Source organism: Curtobacterium sp. 314Chir4.1, from assembly GCF_900215175.1.
In the GTDB taxonomy this organism is placed as follows: domain Bacteria; phylum Actinomycetota; class Actinomycetes; order Actinomycetales; family Microbacteriaceae; genus Curtobacterium; species Curtobacterium pusillum_A.
In genome coordinates this window covers 544435-565401 of record NZ_OCMI01000004.1, presented here as the reverse complement: position 1 = coordinate 565401, position 20967 = coordinate 544435, and the positions used below count along the sequence as shown (strand labels likewise).

17 protein-coding genes are annotated in these 20967 nt (G+C 72.7%); 4 read left to right on the top strand and 13 right to left on the bottom strand.

All coding sequences use genetic code 11. The features are described from left to right. Positions 1-112 precede the first annotated feature (112 nt). Positions 113-1381 carry a sensor histidine kinase gene (locus CRP27_RS15515; protein ID WP_101686015.1) on the top strand — a complete coding sequence of 423 codons (1269 nt, stop codon included), beginning with the start codon at positions 113-115 and terminating at the stop codon, positions 1379-1381. Further along, a complete protein-coding gene (locus tag CRP27_RS15510) occupies positions 1378-2052 on the top strand; it encodes a response regulator transcription factor (protein WP_097181487.1) in 675 nt (224 codons plus the stop codon). The genes CRP27_RS15515 and CRP27_RS15510 overlap by 4 nt, the downstream gene beginning before the upstream one ends. On the opposite strand, the gene CRP27_RS15505 is transcribed toward CRP27_RS15510, so the two are convergent. Next, positions 2049-2798, bottom strand: a complete 750-nt coding sequence (locus CRP27_RS15505) for a TetR/AcrR family transcriptional regulator (RefSeq protein WP_255257612.1) — start codon at positions 2796-2798, stop codon at positions 2049-2051. The genes CRP27_RS15510 and CRP27_RS15505 overlap by 4 nt on opposite strands. A gap of 77 nt (positions 2799-2875) precedes the next feature. Between CRP27_RS15505 and CRP27_RS15500 the strand changes: the two genes are divergently transcribed. Continuing rightward, a complete protein-coding gene (locus CRP27_RS15500) occupies positions 2876-3718 on the top strand; it encodes an NAD(P)H-binding protein (protein ID WP_097181486.1) in 843 nt (280 codons plus the stop codon). Here the strand turns inward: CRP27_RS15500 and CRP27_RS15495 are convergent. The 8 genes from CRP27_RS15495 to CRP27_RS15460 form a co-directional block, all read right to left on the bottom strand. Further along, a complete protein-coding gene (locus CRP27_RS15495; RefSeq protein WP_097181485.1) occupies positions 3711-4475 on the bottom strand; it encodes a triose-phosphate isomerase family protein in 765 nt (254 codons plus the stop codon). The two genes, CRP27_RS15500 and CRP27_RS15495, sit on opposite strands and share 8 nt — an antisense overlap. Next, positions 4472-6178 (bottom strand): dihydroxyacetone kinase family protein, encoded by a 1707-nt coding sequence (locus tag CRP27_RS15490; RefSeq protein WP_097181484.1) that lies wholly within the window; start codon positions 6176-6178, stop codon positions 4472-4474. The genes CRP27_RS15495 and CRP27_RS15490 overlap by 4 nt, the downstream gene beginning before the upstream one ends. After that, a complete protein-coding gene (locus tag CRP27_RS15485; RefSeq protein ID WP_097181483.1) occupies positions 6175-7554 on the bottom strand; it encodes an MFS transporter in 1380 nt (459 codons plus the stop codon). Before CRP27_RS15485 ends, CRP27_RS15490 begins: the two co-directional genes overlap by 4 nt. Before the next feature lie 124 nt (positions 7555-7678). Then, complete coding sequence (locus CRP27_RS15480) at positions 7679-8446, bottom strand: SDR family NAD(P)-dependent oxidoreductase (RefSeq protein WP_097181482.1); 768 nt, start codon at positions 8444-8446, stop codon at positions 7679-7681. Between the two features lie 11 nt (positions 8447-8457). Beyond that, positions 8458-9411 (bottom strand): 3-hydroxyacyl-CoA dehydrogenase family protein, encoded by a 954-nt coding sequence (locus CRP27_RS15475; RefSeq protein ID WP_097181481.1) that lies wholly within the window; start codon positions 9409-9411, stop codon positions 8458-8460. Then, positions 9408-10406, bottom strand: a complete 999-nt coding sequence (locus CRP27_RS15470; protein WP_097181480.1) for a sugar phosphate isomerase/epimerase — start codon at positions 10404-10406, stop codon at positions 9408-9410. The genes CRP27_RS15475 and CRP27_RS15470 overlap by 4 nt, the downstream gene beginning before the upstream one ends. Before the next feature lie 91 nt (positions 10407-10497). After that, positions 10498-11214, bottom strand: coding sequence for a GntR family transcriptional regulator (locus CRP27_RS15465; protein ID WP_097181479.1), 717 nt, complete (start codon positions 11212-11214; stop codon positions 10498-10500). A gap of 25 nt (positions 11215-11239) precedes the next feature. Then, positions 11240-12217: a matrixin family metalloprotease gene (locus tag CRP27_RS15460; protein ID WP_097181478.1), complete on the bottom strand. Its 978-nt coding sequence runs from the start codon at positions 12215-12217 to the stop codon at positions 11240-11242. A 147-nt stretch (positions 12218-12364) separates the two neighbouring features. On the opposite strand from CRP27_RS15460, the gene CRP27_RS15455 reads away from it, so the two are divergent. Beyond that, positions 12365-13477: an FAD-binding oxidoreductase gene (locus CRP27_RS15455; RefSeq protein WP_097181477.1), complete on the top strand. Its 1113-nt coding sequence runs from the start codon at positions 12365-12367 to the stop codon at positions 13475-13477. A 4-nt stretch (positions 13478-13481) separates the two neighbouring features. On the opposite strand, the gene CRP27_RS15450 is transcribed toward CRP27_RS15455, so the two are convergent. From CRP27_RS15450 to CRP27_RS15435, 4 genes are all read right to left on the bottom strand, one after another. Next, complete coding sequence (locus CRP27_RS15450) at positions 13482-14396, bottom strand: GNAT family N-acetyltransferase (protein ID WP_097181476.1); 915 nt, start codon at positions 14394-14396, stop codon at positions 13482-13484. 188 nt (positions 14397-14584) lie between these two features. Continuing rightward, positions 14585-16393: a prolyl oligopeptidase family serine peptidase gene (locus CRP27_RS15445; protein ID WP_255257611.1), complete on the bottom strand. Its 1809-nt coding sequence runs from the start codon at positions 16391-16393 to the stop codon at positions 14585-14587. 173 nt (positions 16394-16566) lie between these two features. Then, positions 16567-18366, bottom strand: coding sequence for an N-acetylglutaminylglutamine amidotransferase (locus tag CRP27_RS15440; RefSeq protein ID WP_097181474.1), 1800 nt, complete (start codon positions 18364-18366; stop codon positions 16567-16569). After that, positions 18366-20915, bottom strand: coding sequence for a carboxylate--amine ligase/circularly permuted type 2 ATP-grasp protein (locus CRP27_RS15435; RefSeq protein WP_097181473.1), 2550 nt, complete (start codon positions 20913-20915; stop codon positions 18366-18368). Before CRP27_RS15435 ends, CRP27_RS15440 begins: the two co-directional genes overlap by 1 nt. Positions 20916-20967: the final 52 nt, after the last annotated feature.

The window sequence follows — 20967 nt, the reverse complement described above, 5'->3', positions numbered from 1 at the left end:
ATCGCCACGCTGCTGCTCTGCGCCGCGATCGTCGCGGTCACGGCCACCGCCCTCATCGCGATGTCGCCGGTCCCGTGACGATCCCGACACGCCCGCGTGCGATGATCGAGCCGTGACGGAACGGCGCACGTTCATCCGGCCGCTCGCCACCCGTTCGATCGTCGTCGACGTGGCCTGGGCGGTCTTCGCGGCGTTCGTCTTCCTGCTCCCCATCGACCTCGAGCTGGAGCACGCGAGCTTCTTCGCCGTCCTCGCCGCGTCCGGGGCGATCGCGCTGCGCCGGGTTTCACCGTCCGCGGCGATGCTCATGGTCGTCGTCCTCGGGATCGTCCAGGTCGGCGGTGGTGAACGCCCGTCCCTGGTGGACCTCGCCATCTTCGTCGTGATCGGAACCGCGGCCGTGGTCGGGTCCCGGACCGAGGTCATCGTCTCCGGACTCCTGGCGTTCGTCGCCGGGATCGGTGCCACCGCCTACCTCGCGCTGACCGGCTTCCGGTTCCTGGTGCTCATCAACGGACCGCGCGACCAGGCGTTCCTCGCGATGGCCGCCCCGGTCACCGCGCTCCTGGGCGTCTGGGCCGGCGGTGTCGCCGTCCGGGCGTTCCGGTCCCGTGACCGCGAGTCGGAACGCCGAGCCGACGCCGAGGCCGCCGCGTCCCGCGCCGAGGCCGTCGCCACCGAGGCCGAGGCGACCGCCACCCGCGCGATCGACGAAGCCGAGTCGGAACGCATCCGCGCGGACATCGCCCGCGACGTGCACGACGTGGTCGGGCACTCCCTCGCGGTGATCATCGCGCAGGCCGACTCGGTGCCGTTCCTCGACGACGAGGCCCGCATCCGCGAGGTCAGCGCCACCATCGCCAGCACCGCCCGGAGCTCCCTCGTCGAGGTCCGGCAGGTGCTCGGGCACATCGACGGTTCCGGCGCCGCGACGGACCCGGGGTCGCTCGACGAGATCGTGCAGGGTATCCGCGAGGCCGGGGTCGACGTCGACCACGCCGTCCGCGGGGCCCCGGTGCCCCTCGGCCCGGAGAGCGGGACCGCCGCGCGCCGCGTCCTGCAGGAGATGCTCACGAACGCCCTCCGGCACGGTGCCCCCGGCATGCCCGTCACCGTGCGGGAGACCTGGCGGTCCGCCGACCTGGTCCTCGAGGTGGAGAACGTGGTCCCGGGGACGACGGACGCCGCCGCGGGCACCGCCGTCGGCACGGGACCCGTCGCGCTGCCCGCTCCGACCACCCGCGGTTCCGGCCGCGGCCTCGCCGGGATGCAGTCCCGGCTCAGCACGCTCGGCGGGTCGTTCGACGCCGCCGTCCTGGACGACGTGTTCGCAGCACGCGCCCGCATCCCGTTCGACGTCCATGGGGGGACCAACCGATGACCGATCCGATCCGCATCCTGCTCACCGACGACCAGGCGCTCTTCCGCGCCGGACTCCGTGTCGTCCTCGACGCCCAGGACGACATGGTGGTGGTCGGTGAGGCCTCCGACGGCGCCGAAGCCCTGGCCCTCGTTCCACAGCTCCGACCCGACGTGGTGCTGCTCGACATGCGCATGGCCGGGATGGACGGCGTCGAGACGGTCCGGCAGCTGTTCTCCGGCGCGGTCGACGGGCCGCTCCCGCGCGTGATCGTCCTGACCACGTTCGGCCTCGACCCGGCGGCGGCCACCGCGATCCGACTCGGCGCCAGCGGCTTCCTGCTCAAGGACACCACGCCGCCGTTCCTGTTCGCGGCCGTACGGGCCGTGCACGAGGGCAGTTCGGTGATCGCGCCGAACGACCTCTCCCAGCTGTTCGGCGCCGACGTCGAGCGCGCGCCGGCCCCGCAGCCGCCGGCGTTCCAGACGCTGACGGACCGGGAGCGCATCGTGTTCGGCTGGGCCTCGCGCGGCCTGTCGAACGCGGAGATCGCGGCGAAGGAGTTCGTCACGGAGTCGACCGTGAAGACGCAGATCTCGAGCATCCTCGGGAAGCTCGCGCTGCGCGACCGCGTGCAGCTGGTCGTGTACGCGCACGACCACGGGCTGGCCGGCGCCCGCGACGACTCCTAGCGAGCCACGGCCACCCGGTCGAGCCACTCGGCGAGCATCGTCCGCTCGGCGGGGGACAACGCGCCGAGGCGCGACGTGGCGTCGAGGTCCGACGCCGCGGCACGCAACGTGATCGCCGCGCTCCGCACCGCGCCCATGTGCTCGTCGGTCGAGGACGGACCGGACCCCGGCACGAGGATCCGACCGAGCACCGCCTCCAACGCGTCGTCGGCGAGCGTCGTGTCCCGCTCCTCCGCCGGCGCCGACAGGATCGCGAGCACCGCACCGGTGCCGGCGGCGTGCACGAGCCGGAGGGCACGACGTTCCGGCACGGCCAGCCGTCCGGCCTCGGCGACCCGGCGGATCCGCTCCGCGAGCAGCTCGGTGCCCGTTCGCGCGGCGGCGGAGCGACGCCCGCGTTCCGGGTCGCTGAGGAGGACGAACAGATCGGGGTTGGCCAACCCGAACCCGATCGTCATCGCCCAACCGGATCGCAGGTCCTCGACGGGATCGGTCTGCTCGTCGCGAGCGACCCGGATCGCATCGGCCTTGACCGCCGCGAACGACGTCATCTCGTGCTCGGCCACCGCTTCGAGCAGGCCGTCCTTGTCGCCGAACAACCGGTAGATCGTCGGTGCCTGGACTCCGGCTCCCTCGGCGACGGCGCGGGTCGTGACCGCGGCAGCACCGTGCTCCCGGAGCATCGCGCCCGCGACCGCGACGATCCGTGCTCGGGTCTCGTCGCGCTGGGTTCCCTGGTCGATCACGGAACAACGGTAACGGATTCCTGCTACCAGTGTTACCGTCGATATCAAAGGTACGTTTCCATCGATACGGAGATCGCATGATCATCATCACCGGCGCCACTGGGGCGCTCAACGGCGCGACCGCAGAACACCTCCTCGACCAGATCGACCCGGGCGACCTCGCCGTCGTCACGCGTGACCCCGCGAAGGCCCAGCGGTTCGCGGACCGCGGCGTGGAGGTCCGCCGGGGCGACTACGCCGAGCCGGCCGCCCTGCCCGAGGCGTTCGTCGGGGCGGACCAGCTCCTCCTCGTGTCGTCGAACGACCCGGGCGCCGATGCCGTCGCGTTGCACCGGACCGCGATCGACGCAGCCGTCGCGGCGGGAGTCGGCCGCGTCCTGTACACGAGCCACCAGGGTGCGACGCATGACTCCCCCTTCGTGCCCGCGGCCCACCACGCCGCCACCGAGGACCTGCTCCGCGCTTCCGGTCTCCCGTGGACGAGTCTCCGCAACGGCTTCTACGCGCACAGCACCGCCTGGATGATGGGTCCCTGGCAGACCACGGGCGTGGTGTCCGTACCGGTCGACGGCCCGGTCTCCTGGACGGCTCGGGAAGACGCCGCCGAGGCAGCCGCGCGCATCCTGCTCGCCGACCAGCCGTACGACGGCCCGGTCACGCTCACCGCGCCGCAGGCGCCCACCTTCGCAGACCTGGCCGGCTACGCCGCCGAGCGGTCCGGCCGACCGGTCCGGTTCGAGGCGATCGGCGAGGACGCGTGGACGGAACGTGCGGTCGCCGCCGGTCAGGACCCGCGGATGGTCGGGTTCCTGCTCGGCATGTACCAGGCCGCGGCGCAGGGCTTGTTCGCGGGGACCGATCCGCTCCTCGGCGAGCTGCTGGGACGAGCGCCCCGTCCGGTGCAGGACCAGCTCAGCTGACGGCCAGCGCCTGGACCTCGTCGAGGATCGTTCCGATCGCCGCGGGGTCGTGCGCGAAGCGGCCGAGGAACAGGCCGCCGATGCGTCCACGTCCACGGGTGAGCAGCCCCGGACCGGCACTGCCGCCGTAGATGACGGTGCTGCCGACGAGCTCCGGTCGGGATGCGAGGTGCGCCTCGATGCCGGCGAGCAGGTCGACGACGTGCTCGTCGGGCGCCGGCGCCGGTGCACCGATGGCCCAGACCGGCTCGTACGCCACGGTGAGCGGACCCGCCAGACCGTCGGCGACGGCCGTCGACACGGCCCGGTCGAGCTGCGCCGTCACCTCGGCGATCGTCTCCGGCCTGGAGGCACGACTCGCCTCGCCGACGCAGAGCAACGGACGCAGGTGGTTGCGGAAGGCGGCGTGCACCTTCCCCGCGACCTCGTCGTCCGTCTCGTGGAACAGGGAGCGCCGCTCCGCGTGCCCGATCTCGACGAGGTCGACGCCGATCTCCCGGAGTTCCGCGCCCGTGACCTCGCCCGTGTACGCCCCCGCGTCCGCCCACGACAGGTCCTGCGCGCCGAGCAGCACCGGCGCGTCCCCGAGCACCTGGCGCACGGGCACCAGCGCGGGGAAGGTCGGCACGACGAACAGCGTCGCCGCGCCGGACCGGAGCGCGGGGTGCCGCCGGGCGGTGTCCGCGACGTCGGCCGCCCACGCGAGCGTCCGCGCGTGCGAGAAGTACGTCTTCAGCGACACCCCGATCGTGATCACGGCGCGACCGTCTCCACGATCAGCGCGAACGACACCGCACCAGGGTCCGGCGTCCCGACGGCGTGCTCGGCGTGCGTGCGCGCCCGACCCATCCGCGGGAGCAGCTCGGCGGTCCCGTCCGCAGCGGTCCTGGCCGCGACGGCAGCCGCACGCCAGGCCTCGGCGAGCGGAGCCCCCTCGTCGATCCGCGACCGGAGGGCCTCGTCGAACGGGACCAGCGCGTCCACCATCGTCTTGTCGCCGACGGTCGCACCGAAGGCGAGCACCGCCTCGGTGGCCGCACCGACGGCCTGCGCGACGGTGGCAGCCGACGGACGCTGGTCGTCCCCGAGGACGCGACCCAGTGCCTCCAGGGCGGCTCCCCAGATCGCACCGGACGTGCCGCCGGCCTTGTCGGACCACGCGTCGCCGGCGACGGCGAGGACGGAGCCCGCACCGGCGCCGCGCGCGGCGGCGTCCTGCGCGGCCGCGTCGGCGGCGGTGGACCCGCGCTGCATGCCGATGCCGTGGTCGCCGTCACCGGCGACCGCGTCGATCCGGCCGAGTTCGTCGGCCTGCTCGTCGAGCAGCGCTCGGACGGCGGCGAAGCCCGCGGCGATGCGTGCGGCGACGGCACGGGAGTCGTCGCTCGCCGGGCCGACGGCGTCGGGTGTCGCCTCGGCCGCCGCGACGGACGCGGCGACGCGTTCCTGCGGGACGGCACCGCCCTTCCGGTACGCGGGGGTGTCGGCTGGTGCTGCCCAGAGGTCCTCGAGTTCGTCGTCCAGCCAGAACAGCGTCAGCGAGACCCCGGCCATGTCGAAGCTCGTGACGAGTTCCCCGACTTCGGGCTCGACGAGCACGACGCCCGCGTCGCCGAGCAGGCGCTGGACGGACCGGTAGACGACGAAGAGTTCCTCGTACTTCACGCTCCCGAGCCCGTTGAGGATCGGCACGGCGCGGGACCCCGCTGCGGTGATCCCGTCCGGCAGTTCGTCGAGCAGCCGCGCGACGAGCAGGGTCGCCAGCTCGTCCGCCGTCGGGACGTCGGTCTCGTCGATGCCCCGTTCGCCGTGGATGCCCATCCCGACCGCCATGCGGCCCTCGGGCACCTCGAACAGCGGTTCCTCGGCGCCCGGCAGGGAGCACCCGGAGAACGCGACGCCGAAGGACCGGGTCCGGTCGTTCGCGCGGTCCGCGACGGCCGTCACCGTGTCGAGGTCGTCGCCGCGTTCCGCCGCGGCTCCGGCGACCTTGAAGACGCAGAGGTCCCCCGCGATGCCCCGACGCTCGTGCCGGCGCTCGGCCGGTGCCGACGTGACGTCGTCGGTGACGCGGACCGTGCGGACCGGGATCCCGTCCGCCTCGAGCGTCCGCGCCGCAGCGTCGAAGTTCAGGACGTCGCCCGCGTAGTTGCCGTAGCTCAGCAGGACCCCGCCGCCGTGCTCGCTCGCCCGAGCCACGGCCGTCACCTGCTGCGCACTCGGACTGGCGAACAGGTTCCCCATCGCGGCGCCGGCCGCCAGCCCGTGCCCGACGAGCCCGCCGAACGCCGGGTAGTGCCCCGATCCGCCGCCGATCACCAGGGCGACCGTGCCGTCCGGCGACGTCGTCGACCGCGCGACGCCGCCGTGCACCCGCCGCACCCACCGCTCGTTCGCCGCGACGAAGCCGTCGGTGGCCTCGTCCGCGAAGTCCGCCGGGTCGTTGAACAGCCGCGTCACCGCTCGTCCCCCTGCGTGCGCACGTGGGTGGTGTCGAGCAGCTCGTCGGCCTTCGCACCGCGGAAGAACTTCGTGCAGAAGATCATCACCGCGGCCACGAACGCCAGGACCCCGAGCGACACGATGCCGAACGCCCCGCTGTCCGTCGGGACGACCTCGTTGATCGCGGTCCGCATGATGGGTGCGACGAAGCCGCCGAGGTTGCCGAGCGAGTTGATCAGACCGATGCCAGCGGCCGCCGCGGCGCCCGTGAGGAACGCCGTCGGGTACGCCCACGTGATCGGCCCCACCGCGAGGAAGCTCGCCACCGCCAGGGTGATGAACACGATGCCGAGGATCGGCTGCCCGTTCGCCCCGGCCCACGCCGACCCGAGGATCGACAGCCCGGTCGTGACGTAGAACAGCGTCCCCCAGCGTCGGCGGCGCCCGACCGTGTCGGCCTTCGAGCCCACGAGGTAGCAGGCGACCAGACCGACGAGCCACGGGATCGCCGCGACGAGGCCGACCTGCCAGCCGACGTCCTGCCCGAGCAGCGCGGAGACCTGCTGCGGCAGGTAGAACGTCGTGCCGTAGACGGCGACCTGCAGGCAGAAGTAGATGATCGTGAAGTACCAGACGCGCCCGCTCGCCATCGCCTTCCAGATGCCCGTCGGACCGTCAGCACTGCGCACCGTGTCCTCCCGCGCCATCGCCGCGGTAAGCGAGTCCTTCTCCCCCGGTTCCAGCCACTTCGCCTGCTGCGGACTGTTCGTCAGGAACACCAGGGCGGCGATGCCGGCGAGCACCGCGAGGAGGCCCTCGCCGAAGAACATGACCTGCCAGCCGTGGAACGGCGTGGCCTGGTCACCGAAGCTCAGCAGACCGCCGGACAGCGGTGCACCGATCATCTGCGAGAACGGCTGCGCCAGGTAGAAGATGGCGAACATCCGCACGCGCACCTTGTTCGGGAACCACTCGGACAGGTACATGATCACGCCGGGGAACAGCCCCGCCTCGGTCACACCGAGGACGAACCGCAGGACGATGAACATCGTGTCGTTCGTCGTGAAGGCGAACAGCGCGGCGACGATGCCCCATGTGACCGCGATGCGGGCGAGCCAGAAGCGCGCACCGAACCGCTTGAGGAGCAGGTTCGACGGGATCTCGAAGATCGCGTAGCCGATGAAGAAGATGCCGGCGCCGAGCGCGAAGGCGGCGTCGGAGATGCCGCGGTCGACGCTCAGGGCCTCCTCGGCGAAGCCGACGTTCGTACGGTCGAGGAACGCGACGAAGTACAGGATGACGAGCATCGGCATGAGGTGTTTCGTCGCCTTGCCGATGGCCGACTTCAGGGCTGGGTCGTGGGTGGACCCCAGGGCGGGCAGGGATGAGGACACGGTCGCTCCTTCGCGATCATGGTCGGTTCTTCGGGTCGGCCGGCGTCGACCGTCGGGTCGGTGGTCCGGCCTGGAGGCGCGGCTCGTCTCGTGCCGTCGGCACGCGAACCGCAGGCGGTTCCGTCTAGTGCATGTACAGGCCGCCGTCGACGTTCAGCGTCTGACCGGTGACGAACCCGGCGTCCTCGCCGATGAGGTAGGCGACCGCGGCCGCGATGTCCCGCGGCGTCCCGATCCGGGGCAGGACCCCGTCGGCGGCCAGCTCGACCTTCCGCTCCTCGGACAGCGTGCCGCCCATGATGTCCGTGTCGATCGGCCCGGGGGCGATCGCGTTGACCGTGACGCCCTTCGGTCCGAGCTCCCGGGCGAGACCGCGGGTCAGACCGATCACGCCGGCCTTGGCGACCGTGTACGGCGTCTTGCTGAAGGTCCCGCCGCCGCGCTGGGCGGAGACGGACGACAGGTTCACGATGCGTCCGTAGCCGTGCTGCACCATCGACTCCGCCGCTCGCAGGCTCGCGAAGTGCACGCCGTCGAGGTTGATCGACAGCACGCGGTGCCACTCCCCCTCGGGCAGGTCGAGGTAGGCGTGCGCCGAGGACACCCCGGCGAGGTTCACGAGCGCGGTGACGCGCGGTAGCTGCGCCTCGATCGTGTCGAAGGCAGCACGGACGGCGGACTCGTCGGCGACGTTCGCTCCAGCGCCCACGGCCCGGACGCCGTGCTGCTCGCGGATCTCCGCGGCGACCTGCTCGCTCGCGGTCTGGTCGAGGTCGATGATCCCGACGTTCCAGCCCGCCTCGGCGAGGTGGTGTGCGGTCGCCCGGCCGATGCCCCGCGGTGAGGCCGCTCCGGTGAGGACGACGGTGTGGTCCAGGTTCTGGTCGCTCATGGTCGTTCCCCTCAGTGGATCGGTGCCGGGCCGAGCTCGTCGAGGAGCTTCTGCATGGCGACGTACGCCTTGTTCCGGTAGGCCACGAGCTCCGGCGTTCGGTCGGCGGGCACCTCGAGGTACCCGGCGCCGGACTTCGTGCCGAGCTCGCCCGCGTCGACGTGCTGCTGCAGCGACGCCGGGGTGGCGAAGCGCTCGGGCCAGCGGGTCTGCAGCGACTCGAAGCAGAACGCGTAGACGTCTAGCCCCGCCATGTCGGCGATGGCGAAGGGGCCGAAGAACGGCAGGCGGAACCCGAAGGTGGTCCGGACGATCGTGTCGATGTCGTCCGGGCTGGCGATGCCCTCGTCGGCGATCTTCGTGGCCTCCTCGAACAGCGCGTACTGCAGCCGGTTGAGGACGAACCCGGTCGAGTCCTTGACCCGCGCGGACTGCTTGCCCGTCGCGGCGACGACGGTCTCGCCGACCTCGATCGCGTGCTCGCTCGTCGTCGGGTGCGGGATGAGCTCGACGCCGGGGATGAACGGCGCGGGGTTCGAGAAGTGCACCCCGAGGAACCGCTCCGGTCCGACCACGGCCTCGGCCAGCGACGCGATGAGGATCGTCGAGGTGTTCGACCCGATCACGGCGTCGGGGCGGGCGGCCTCGCTGATCCGGCGGAGGGTCGCGTGCTTGATCTCGAGCTTCTCGGGCACGGCCTCCTCGATGAAGTCGGCCGTGGCGACCGCTTCCTCGATGGAGGTCGCGGCGCTGAGGTGGGCGTCGACGCGCGACACCGCGTCCGCGGGGAACAGGCCGTCCGCGACGAACTGTTCCGTCTCCGCGATGAGCCGTGCGCGGTTGGACGCGGCGATCTCGGCGGAGACGTCCGCGATCCGGACGGTGTGGCCGGCGAGGGCGAGGACCTGGGCGATCCCGCCGCCCATGTAGCCGGACCCGACGACGGCGATGTCGAGGGTGCTCATCGTGTTGCTCCTTCGTGCTTCGTGCCCACGCTCGTGGTGGCGAGCACGGAACGGATGTACTGCTGGTTGGTGGCGCAGACACCGAGGCTGTCCCCGCCGTACTGCTCCGTCATGACGATCCCGCGGAAGCCGTCGGCCACGGCGTCGCGGAGGACCTGGCGGTAGTTGATGAGCCCCGCCTCCATCGTGCTCGGCGCGCTCGTCGCCCAGCTGCCGTCGCCCGCTTCGTCCCGCGTGTAGTTCTTCACGTGCAGGTAGTTCGTCAGCGGCATGGTCTTGGCGAACAGCTCCCGCCAGTCCTCGACCGGGCGGTGCAGGCGGATGAGGTTCGCGACGTCCGCGTTGAGCCCGACGTTGTCCAGGCCGATCTCCTCGATCAGCCGCACGGCACTGTCGGCGGTGCCGAGGTAGGTGTCCTCGTACAGCTCGAGCGCCATCGGCAGCCCGACGGAGGCGGCGTGCTCCCCGAGCTCACGCAGTCGCGAGACGGCGGCCTTCCGGACCTCCGGGTCGTCGGGGTCCTTCGGGCCCTGCGCGGTCCAGAACCACAGGGCCGCGCGCTGGGCGTCGGTGAACGGCTGGTGCAGTCCGGTGGAGAAGACCTGCATGCCCCACTCGGCCGCGGCGTCGATCGTCCGGTGCGCGTAGGCGAGGTTGTCCTCCTCGTGCCCGGGCTGGATGACGCTCTTGCGCTGCAGGTGCACCGACGGGATCCCGACGCCGTGGGCCTTCGCGATGGCGAACAGCTCGTCCCGACGGGACCGCTCGAGGTCGGCGGGGCGGATGTGGCTGTCGGCGAGCTCGGCGAGCGAGAACCCGACGGCCTCGATCTGTGCGAACACGTCGTCCCAGACCTCGGGGGCGGCGTCGTGGAACGCGGTCCCGTCACGGGTGATCGGGGGGAACCCGTGCAGACAGGTGGCGATCGGCCAGGTGTCGGACGTCCAGGTGGCGGGGTTCCAGTCCTGGTCGACCCAGTCCTGTGGTGTGGTCACGGAATGCTCCCTCGCATGTCTCGGTTCGGCGATGAACCTCTTTCCTATAGGAAAGATACTCGCGCAGCGCCGAAACGCAACCCCGACCGCGCTACCCGGTGTGCGAGGCGTCGGCGCGGGACCGCAGTCGGACCGCGTCGATGTGGTGCCGCATCGCCGCCACCGCTTCGGCAGGCCCCTCGGCGAGCGCGTCGAGGACCGCCCGGTGCTCCTGCACCGCGCGGTCGGTGTCGTCGCCGCCACCCTCCACGATCTGGCGCATCCGGTGCACCCGCGTCGTGATGATCTCGGACATCTCCTCGAGGAACGGGTTCCGCGTCGCGTCGAAGACGAGCTGGTGGAACTGCCAGTCGCTCCGGAAGAACCGGGCCATCAGCTCCTCGGACGCGTCCGCAGCCCCGACCGCGGCGATCTCCTCGGCGACGGCCGCCTGCTCGGCGAGCGCACCCTCGAGACGGCTCCGCAGCACGTCGACGTCCCCGCGGGCGGCGAGGTCGACGGCGCCGCTCTCCACGATGAGCCGGGCGTCGAAGAGCGCCTCGAGCTGGTCCCCCGCGAGCGGCGGGGACACCCGGTACCCCTTGTTGGCCTCGCGCGTGACGAGGCCCGTCCGCTCGAGCTGCACGAGCGCCTCGCGCACCGGGGTGGGCGAGACGCCCAGGGTCCGGGCGAGGCCGTCGATCGACAGGCGCATGCCCGGTTCGACGTCGTGGCCCATGAGCACCTCGAGCACCCGGTCGTAGACGCGGTCCCGCAGGCCGAGCTGCGTGATGCGTTCGCTCCCGAACCCGGGCATCGTGCTGGACATGCCTCGATCCTAGAGAATCGACGAATCAGTACAGGGCGTCGATGCCCATCAGGTCGCCGAGTCCGAGCGTGCGCTGGCCGACCTCGCAGGTCGTCGACGCCGGCTTCATCACGAGGCCGCTGTTCTGCGCAGTGTGCCCGAGTCCGAACGCGTGACCCCACTCGTGCGTCGCGACCCCGCGCAGGTCGAACCGGGCGCCGGAGCACGCCGCGGACGTCGACCAGGCCACCGCGGTCGAGTAGCGCTGGTCGACCTCGATCGCCGTCCCGGACCGCGACCAGACGCACGTCACCGCGAGGGTGCCCGAGCGCAGCGAGCCCCACCCGACGACGCTCGTCCCGCTCGACGCCCCGCACCCACCGGCCGCCGTGACACCGGTCGCCTGGGTGGTGGTGCCGACGAACCGCTCGGCCGCGGTCGTGGTGGCCTTCCTCCCGCACACCGACACGGCACCCGTCCACGCGTCCGCACCGGAGCGGATCGTCGATGCGCCGGAGACCTTCTGCCCCGTGGCGTTGTAGCTCCAGCTGACGGGTGTCGTCCACCGGAAACCGAGCTTGGTGTACGTCTTGTTGCTGCAGCTCGACACCGGCTGCGTCGTGGTCGCGGTGGCGCCGCGCGCCACGACGGCGGACCTGGCCCGCACGGCCGCACGCTCCTGCCGGACGGCCGCCGGCGAACCGGACCACACGTGGTCGACGACCACCGCGATGCCGGCCCGCCCGGTGTTGGTGATGGACACGTCGCCCGGGTCGTGCGCACCGGCTGCGCCCACCGGCAGCGCGGACACCGTCGTGCCGGCGCGCGGGACGCCGAAGCGGCGGCCGTCGGGCAGCACGACCGTCCCCGTCGCCACCGCGCACCCGGTCGTGAGTTCGGCGACGGTGATCCGGTCGCCCCGACACGTCGGCGCCGCGTCGGCCCGCCCCTCGTCGATCGACGTGACGACGACCGCGGTGACCACGATCCCGAGTACGACCGCCCCTGCGGTCACGGAAGACATGCGCACGATCCGACCCTCCTGGTCCCCTGTGCCCGGGCAGTCCCTTGCCCGACGCAGTCAGTGTGCGGATCGGTCGCCAGCAGGGTCAACCCCCCGAACTGGCCTGTGCGCGCGTGCGTCGGATGTGCCTTCCGGCAGGATCGGTGCATGGGATCACGCTCCGCCGTCGTCATCGGGTCTGGCATCGCCGGCGCCGCCACCTTCTTCGCCCTCGCCCGTCGCGGCGTGGACGTGACGCTCGTCGACGACGGTGCGGTCGGGCAGGCGACCGCGGCGAGCGCCGGGATCCTGCAGCCGTGGTCGTCGGCGATCGACGGCCCGTTCGCGGACCTGTACGTCCGTGGCGCGGCGTTCTGGCCGGAGGTCCTGACGCGTCTGGCGGACGTCGGCGTCACGCACACCGGTCACCGGCGGGGTGGCGCCCTCGTGGTGAACACCGACCCGTCGGCGGTCGACGCGGCCGAGGAGCGGGTCGAACGCCGGCGCGCAGCGGAGCCGGACGTGGTCGGCAGGGTGGAGCGGATCGGCGGCGACCGCGCTCGCGAGCTGTTCCCGCCGCTCGCACCCGGTCTCGACGCCCTCTGGATCGAGGGCGGCGGTCGGGTCGACGGGCGGACCGTCCGCGATGCGCTCGTCGAGGCCGGCCGGCGGCACGGTGGGACGACCGTCACGGCGCACGCCACGCTCGTCGACGACGGACGGGTGCGCGTCGGGGACCGGGCCGTGGAGGCCGACGCGATCGTGCTCGCCGGCGGCGCGTGGACGAACGACCTGCTCGGGGCGCTCGGGCTGCGGGTCCCGGTGGCGCCGCAGCGCGGACAGATCACGCACCTGAGCCTGCCAGGGGCGGACACCACGCACTGGCCCTCCGTGCACCCGCTCTCGCACCACTACCTCGTCGCGTTCGACGGCTCGCGCGTCGCCGTCGGTGCGACCCGCGAGACCGGGAGCGGCTTCGACGCCCGTGTGACGGCGGCCGGGCAGCTCCAGGTCCTGCGGGACGCGCTGTCGATCGCGCCGGGGCTCGCCGACGCGACGTTCCTCGAGACCCGTGTCGGACTCCGCCCGCTGGCCGACGACACGATGCCGGTCGTCGGGGCCGTCCCGGGGCACGAGCGCCTCTTCGTCGCCACCGGCTACGGCGCAGCGGGACTCACGATGGGCCCGTTGCTCGGCGATGCCCTGGCCCGCTGCATCGTCGGCGACCCGGCCCCGGAGCTCGACGCCCTGCTCCCGACGACGTCCGCCGCGACCGCCTGAGCGCTCAGGGCACCTGCACGAACCGCGGCGCCCCGCGGTCCCGCAGCCGGAACCCGAGGTGCTGGTACAGCCCGATCGCCCCGGTGTTCCCGGCGGCGGCGTGCATGAGCGGCGTCTCGCCCCGCTGCCGGATGCCGTACGCGACGTCGAGCACCAGGCGCCGACCGAGCCCCTGTCCACGGAACTCGGCGTCGGTGCACACGGCGCTGATCTCGGTCCACCCCGGCGGGTGCAGGCGCTCCCCGGCCATGGCGATCAGGCGACCCTCGCGCCGGACGCCGACGTAGCGCCCGAGCTCGATCGTGCGGGGCAGGAACGGCCCGGGCTTGGTGCGGGCGATGAGCTCGAGGATCTCGGGGACGTCGTCGGGCGTGAGTTCGACGACCTCGGGATCAGGGGCGCCCTCGATGTGCTCGCCCGTGAGCTGCACACCGCCGGCGCTCTCGACCACGGGCCACCCTTCGGGGACCTCCGCCGATGCACCCACGCCGAACACCGCACCGGATCCGAGCAGCACACGGACGTCCTCCCAGTCCTGCGCGGTGGGCCGTTCCGGGATCCCGGTCCACACCGACACGTCGGGCAGGTACCGCGCGATCTCGCCGCGGCGTTCGGCGAACCGGGCGTGCGCGCCGTTGAGCGAGGCCAGCGCGGGGTTGTCGAGCAGCCGGGTCGGGGTGCCGTCGTCGGCGATGGTGAGGTCGAGGACACGGACGGCCTCGCCGCGCGCGTCGCCCCCGCGGAACCCGAGGTGCTCGAGCCGGCGTCGGTCACCGTCCGCCCACCCGGCGGTGTCGGCGACCACCGCGGCGGCGTAGCGGTTGCGCGCCCGGTCCACGACGTCGCCGGCGTCCGCGGCGGTGGTCAGGAGGACCTCTCCGGGTCGCGTCAGGTCGGTCGTCGGGGCATCGGTCGTCATGCGTCCATCCTGCGACGCCGCGAGGGCCCCGCGGCGCATCGTTGCACCACGTGACGCGGCGCCCGCACCTCGCACCGTGCGACGTGCGCTCCGTCACCGTGCGAGGTTCGGAGCACGGTGCGAGGCGATCCACCCCGCACGCTGCGCGGAACCTCGCACACTGCGGAGCGCGGCCGCGCCCGCCCGCACTACCGCAGTCGGGACGCCAGGAACCGCACCATCCGGCCGACGAGCTCCGCCCGCGAGGACGCCCGCCGGTACTCGTGCCCCTCGCCCGCGAGCTCGAGGTACTCCACGTCGTGCGACCGTCCCCGCAGCGCCGCGACGACCTGGTGCGCCTCGCCGATCGGCACGTTCGTGTCGAGTTCGCCGTGCACGACGAGCAGCGGCGCGGTGACGTCGTCGATCGCCCGCATCGGCGAGAGCGAGTCGAGCAGTGCGGCGTCGTCCACGGGGTGCCCGTACTTGGTGGCCGCTGCCGACGCGATCCACGGCTCGGTGTCCCGGTAGAACGTCGCGAAGTCGCTCATCCCGCACACCGCGACCCCCGCCGCGAACACGTCCGGGGTGAACGCCAACGACGCGAGGGTGGCGTACCCGCCGTACGAGCGACCCTCGACGGCGACCCGGGAGCGGTCCGCGTACCCGTTCGACACCAGGAACCGTGCGCAGTCCACGACGTCGGCGAGCGCGTTCCAGCGCAGCGCGAGGTCGTCGGCGTGCACGAAGTCGCGTCCGTACCCGCTGGACCCGCGGATGTTCGGCGCGAACACCGTGATCCCCGCGGCGGCGAGGGCCTGGTGCTGCGGGGAGAAGGTGGGCCGCTCCTGCGACTCCGGTCCGCCGTGCAGGTGCAGCATCGCTGCGCGGCCGGGAGGCACGGCACCGGCATCGGGGTCGCCGCCGGTCGACGACGCGGTCGGCTCCACGGCCCGGTACAGCCAGCCGGTGAGCTCCAGTCCGTCTCGTGCGGCGAACCGCTCGAGGGTCGGCTCGACGAGGGTCGCCTCCGGCAGCACGGGCACGTCGGTGACCCGGCTCCAGGTGAGCGCGTTCGTGTCGAGTCGCCAGAGTTCGCGTGGCCGGGTGGGGCCCTCGACGGCGAGGATGACGCTCCGCCCGTCGCGGCTGAGGACCGGGTCGGTGACGACGTACCCGGGCAGGTCGGGCACCGGGGTGCGCGAGGCGTCGTGCGTGTTGATGAGGTCGAGTTCGCTGCGGCCGTCGACGTTCCAGACGAGCAGGAGGGTCCGTCCGGCGTCGTCGGCGTCGAGGTACTCGAGCTCCGCGTCGGCGCGCTCGATGATCCGTCGGGGCTGCCCGCGCCACCCGTGCGGTCCGACGGGCTGCGCGACGAGCTGCCGACGCGGCAGGCCTGCCTCGGTCGCGACGTAGGCGACGAGCGGGCTGGTCTCGCTCGCGGGCGATGGACGGAGGAACGCGATCTCCGCCGAGCCGTCCGGCGGGTCGGTCAGGAGCGCCTGGCTCTCGTCGGTCAGCCGGTCGACCACGACGACGAACTCGTGGCCGCGCTGACCGTCCCGGAGCACGACGAGGCGTTCCTCGACGGAGAGGTCGAGGATGTGGATGAGCTCCCCGACGGCGAGGTCGTCCCGGTCACCGGAGACGGGGTCGACGAGGTACGAGCGTGCCGGCTGCTCCGGTTCGGTGGAGGGCAGCGTGATCACGACCCGGTGCCCACTGCGGCTCCACGGTCCGAGTTCGGCGTGCTGGTACCGCGAGCCGGCGATCTGCGCGGCGTCGCTGCCGTCCGGGCGCACCACCCACACCTGCTGCTTCACGCCGCCGTCGGTCGCGATCGCCACGGCCAGCCACTCCCCGTCGGAGGACCACGTGACCCGGATCACCGGGTCGTCGGACAGCCGGATCCGGACGGGTTCGGACGGAGCACCGTCGACGACGACGTCCTGCACGAAGACCTCGGGGCTGCCGTGCCGGTCGCTGACGAACGCCACCCGGCGCGCGTTGCGCGTCATGGTGGGCCCCCACGATCCCCAGGCCGCGACGAGGCGCTCGCCCAGGTCGACCGCCTGCTCGACGCGGGCCGACGACGCGACTGGTGCCGCGCCTCTCCCCACGGGCTCGGCCGCCACGTCGCTCCGCAAGCTCCGCGACGCGTCGGAACCGGCCCGCGTGGGCCCAGGCACGCTCACCGCACCCCCTGGTGCTGCAGCCACATCTCGATCAGGCCGAGCTGCCAGAGCGCGTTCGCGCCGATCTCGGTCCGCGTGCTGTTCGGGTCCTGGAGCATCCGCTCGACGGTACCCGGGTCGAACAGCCCGCGTTCCCGCGCCTCCGGGGCGTGCAGCGCCTGCCGGACGCGCTCCAGGTAGGGTCCCTCGAGCTGGCGGATCGCCGGCACCGGGAAGTACCGCTTCGTCCGGTCGATGACGGCGTCTGGAACGATGCCGCGGGCCGCACGCTTCATGACGCCCTTGCCGCCGTCGGCGAGCTTGAGCTCGGGCGGGATCGCTCCGGCGAACTCGACGAACTCGTGGTCGAGGAACGGCACGCGCGCCTCGAGTCCCCACGCCATCGTCATGTTGTCGACGCGCTTCACCGGGTCGTCGACGAGCATCGTCATCGTGTCGCTGCGGAGCGCGGCGTCGACGCTGGTCTCCGCTCCCGGGACCGCGAACGAGGCGTCCACGAACGCCGACGGGGTGTCGTCGTCGCTCCGCCAGCGCTCCCCGAGGAGTGGCTGGAGCGCCGGCCAGCGGCGGTCCATGAACACCGAGCGGTAGACCTCGGCGGCCTGGTCCCGCGGGACGGACGCGAGCGGCGGGTACCAGCTGTACCCGCCGAGCACCTCGTCCGCACCCTGACCGGACTGCACGACCTTGACGTGCTGCGAGACCTCCTGGGAGAGCAGGTAGAACGCGACGCAGTCGTGGCTGACCATCGGTTCGCTCATCGCCTGGATCGCACCGTCGATGCCGTCGAGCAGGCGCGACGACGGGACCCGGATGCGGTGGTGGTCGGTGCCGAAGTGGCGCGCGACCTCGTCGGAGTACTCGAACTCGTCGCCGGACTCCCCGCCCGCCGACTCGAAGCCGATGCTGAACGTGGCGAGGTCCTGCTGCCCGGCCTCGGCGAGCAGCGCCACGACGAGGGACGAGTCGATCCCGCCGGAGAGCAGCACGCCGACCGGGACGTCGGCGACCATGCGGCGCTCGACCGCGGTGCGGAGCTTCGCGGTGAAGGCCTCCTGCCAGTCCTGGTCGCTCCAGTCGGCCCTGTCCGGGTCGCGCTCGAAGCGGGGCTCCCAGTAGGTGGTGTCGCGGAACGCGCCGGACGGTTCGACCACCCGGACGGTGGCGGGCGGCAGCTTGCCGACGCCGGTCAGGATCGTCCGCGGCGCCGGGACGATGGAGTGGAAGGTCATGTACGACGCGAAGGCGACCGGGTCGATGGACGTGTCGACGCTGCCCCCGGGGCCGCCGTTGGCCGCCAGGATCGCCGGCAACGAGCTCGCGAAGCGCATCCCGCCCGGGACCTCGGCGACGTACAGCGGCTTGATGCCGAGCCGGTCGCGGGCGAGCACCAGCCGACCGCTCGCGTGCTCCCAGATCGCGATCGCGAACATCCCGATCAGGTGGTCGACGAACGCCGTGCCCCACTCGGCGTACGCGGCGACGATCACCTCGGTGTCCGAGGTCGAGTCGAACGTGTGCCCCTTGCCGTGCAGCTCGTCGCGGAGCTGCCGGTAGTTGTAGACCATGCCGTTGTAGGCGATCGTCAGCCCGAGCCGCGGGACCGCCATCGGCTGGGCCCCGGCCGTGGACAGGTCGACGATCGACAGCCGGCGGTGCCCGAGCGCCACCGGCCCACGCGCCCACAGTCCGTCGCCGTCGGGGCCGCGGTGCCGCAGGCACCCGGTCATCCGGGCCACCGCGCCGACGTCCGGGGACGTCCCGTCGAACCGGATCTCGCCCGCGAGTCCACACATCAGCTGTCCCCTGCCGTTCCGATGATCCAGGTGTCCTTGGCGCCGCCACCCCGCGAGGAGTTCACGACCATGCTGCCCTCCGGGGCGACGCGGGTGAGCGCGACGTCGGCGAGGTGGGTGTCGTCCGGACCGGTCCCCGTGACGTACACGAAGGCACGGAGGTCGACGTGCCGGGGGTCGAGCCCCGCCGGCCCGATGGTCGGGTGCGACGAGAGCTGCACGACCTCCTGGCCGACCCAGCCCGCGGGGTCGGCGGCGATCGCGCGCCGTCGCTCGGCGACCTCGGGGGCGCTCGCGCTCGGGCCGATGAGGACGTCCCGGCCGCCCTCGCCGTCGACCGGCTTCGTGACGAGTTCGCCGACGCGGTCGAGCACGGAGAGCCGTTCGCCCTCGATGCTCGTGCGGTAGGTGGGCACCGAGTCGAGCAGGGGTTTCTCCTCGAGGTAGTACCAGATGAGGTCGGGCACGTTGACGTACATCGCCTTGTCGTCGACGAGCGCGTTGCCCGGCGCGTTGGCCAGGTGCACCCGCCCGGCCTCGGCCGCGTCGAGGATCCGGGCGCCCAGGTCCGGCGTGCGCTCGGTGGTCAGGGCGCTCGCGTCCCGGTCGATCCGCAGGTACAGCCCGTCCAGGACCTCGCCGGTCGCCGCGACGACGACGTGGCCGTCGCGGACGTCCAGGTCGGTGTCGGCCAGGAGGCGCAGCCCGGCCCCGTCGGCCAGCCTGCGGTGCTCGAACCACGCGCCGGCGGCGGGGCCGTCGCTGATCAGTGCGATCACGGGGTCCGGGTTGCCGGTGACGGCGGTCGCGTTGGTCCGCAGGGTGTCGCGGAGGCGCGCGGTGACGCTCGCCGGGTCGCGCAGGTTCGCGGGACGCGGCGCATCGGGCACCACGTCGTCCATGAGCTCGCGGAGGGCGATGCCGTACGCGACGCCAGAGGGCGACCGGACGTTGTCCTCGAGGACGCGCCACCCGCCGAACTCGTTCCGGACCAGGTCGAAGCCCATCACCGGCGCACGGACGGCCGACGCGGGGAGGCGTTTCGCGTCCGGGTCCCAGCCGTTCGCACCGACGAACTGGTGCGCGTCCATCGCGCCGTCCGCGACGATCCGCTGCTCGCCGTACGCGTCGCGCAGGAACAGCTCGACGGCACGGGCCCGCTGCGAGAGCCCTGCGGCGAGCTGGCTCCACTCGTAGGCGCTGATCGTCCGCGGGACGAGGTCGCACCCGAACGCCTGGACGCCGCCGTCGACGACGAACCCCACCTCGTGCTCGCGGGTCCAGGCGTCGCGGGCGGCGCACCGGTCGATCGTGGTCTCGGCGTCCCAGTCGCGGAAGAACACGGCGAGGTCCCGGAAGGCGGGGCGCGGTCGGGCACCGGGGCCGACCGCCTCGTCGCCGGCGCGGACGCGGTAGGACGGCAGCGTCACGGTCGGGTGCTCGCTGCGGCCGGAGGGAGTCCCGGCGGTGTCCTCGACCACAGAGGCCACGACGTCGTCGAGCTCGCCGCGCTCGGCGTACGCGGTGCGCTGCCGGTCGGTGGAGTTGCCGCGGGCGAGGGTGTCCTCGGCGAGTTCGGCCACCGTGCCCCAGTCCCCGAGCTCCTCGAGTTCCGGACGCAGGCGGGAGACGAGCTGCCGGACGGCGGTCTCGGCGGGGAGCCGTTCCGGGTGCTGCCCGAGGCCGAGCAGTTCGCCGGTCAGCCCACCGCGCGCCGCCTGCCACATCGCGGCCCGGTGCAGGGGTTCGCTCCGGGGGTGCCACTCGGCACCGGACTCGACCGCCTTCTCGGCCTTCCGGACGGCCGCCCGGAACAGCCCGGCGATGAGGACCGCATCGTCGACGATCGGCGTCGCGTCGCAGACCCGGAGCTCGAGCGTCGGCGCGTGCGACGAGGGGCGGACGTCGAAGTACGCCATCTTCTTGTCCGCGATGACGCCGGACGCGATGAGGTCGTCGAGCACCTTGTCGTACTCGGCCGCGTCGGACACCCGCCCGAAGCTGCCGGCGGACGGCCAGCGCTGCCAGATGATGCTCCGGAACGACGAGTACCCGGTGTCCTGCCCGTTCCAGAACGGACTCGAGGCACTGAGTGCCAGCAGCACGGGCAGCACCGGGGCCACCCGCTGGGCGATCTGCACCGCCAGGTCACGGTCGCTCACCCCGACGTGCACCTGCAGGCCGCAGATGAGCTGTTCGTCGACGAGCATCCGGTACTGCTCCTGCATGCGGCCGTAGCGGCCGCCGCTCGTCAGCTCGAAGTCGGCGTACTCGGAGCGCGGTGCGGTGCCGGCCGCTGCGATCGTGACTCCCGCGGGGGCGATCGCGGCGCTCAGCTCGGTGCGGAGGTCGACGATCACGCGTCTGAGGTCGTCGAGGGTCCGCACGACCGGGGTGTTCGTCTCGATGGTGGTCCGCTGGAGTTCCGCGCCGAAGCGATCGGCGGGCAGCTTGGGCAGAAGGCGCGGGGCCTTCGCGGAAAGTCGGCCGGACTCGAGGTCGATGAGGTGCAGTTCTTCCTCGGCGCCGAGCGTCAGCTCTGCACTCATGGCTGGAACCTACCGTCGCCACCATCGGTTCCGCCCGGGCCTCCGCCGATCT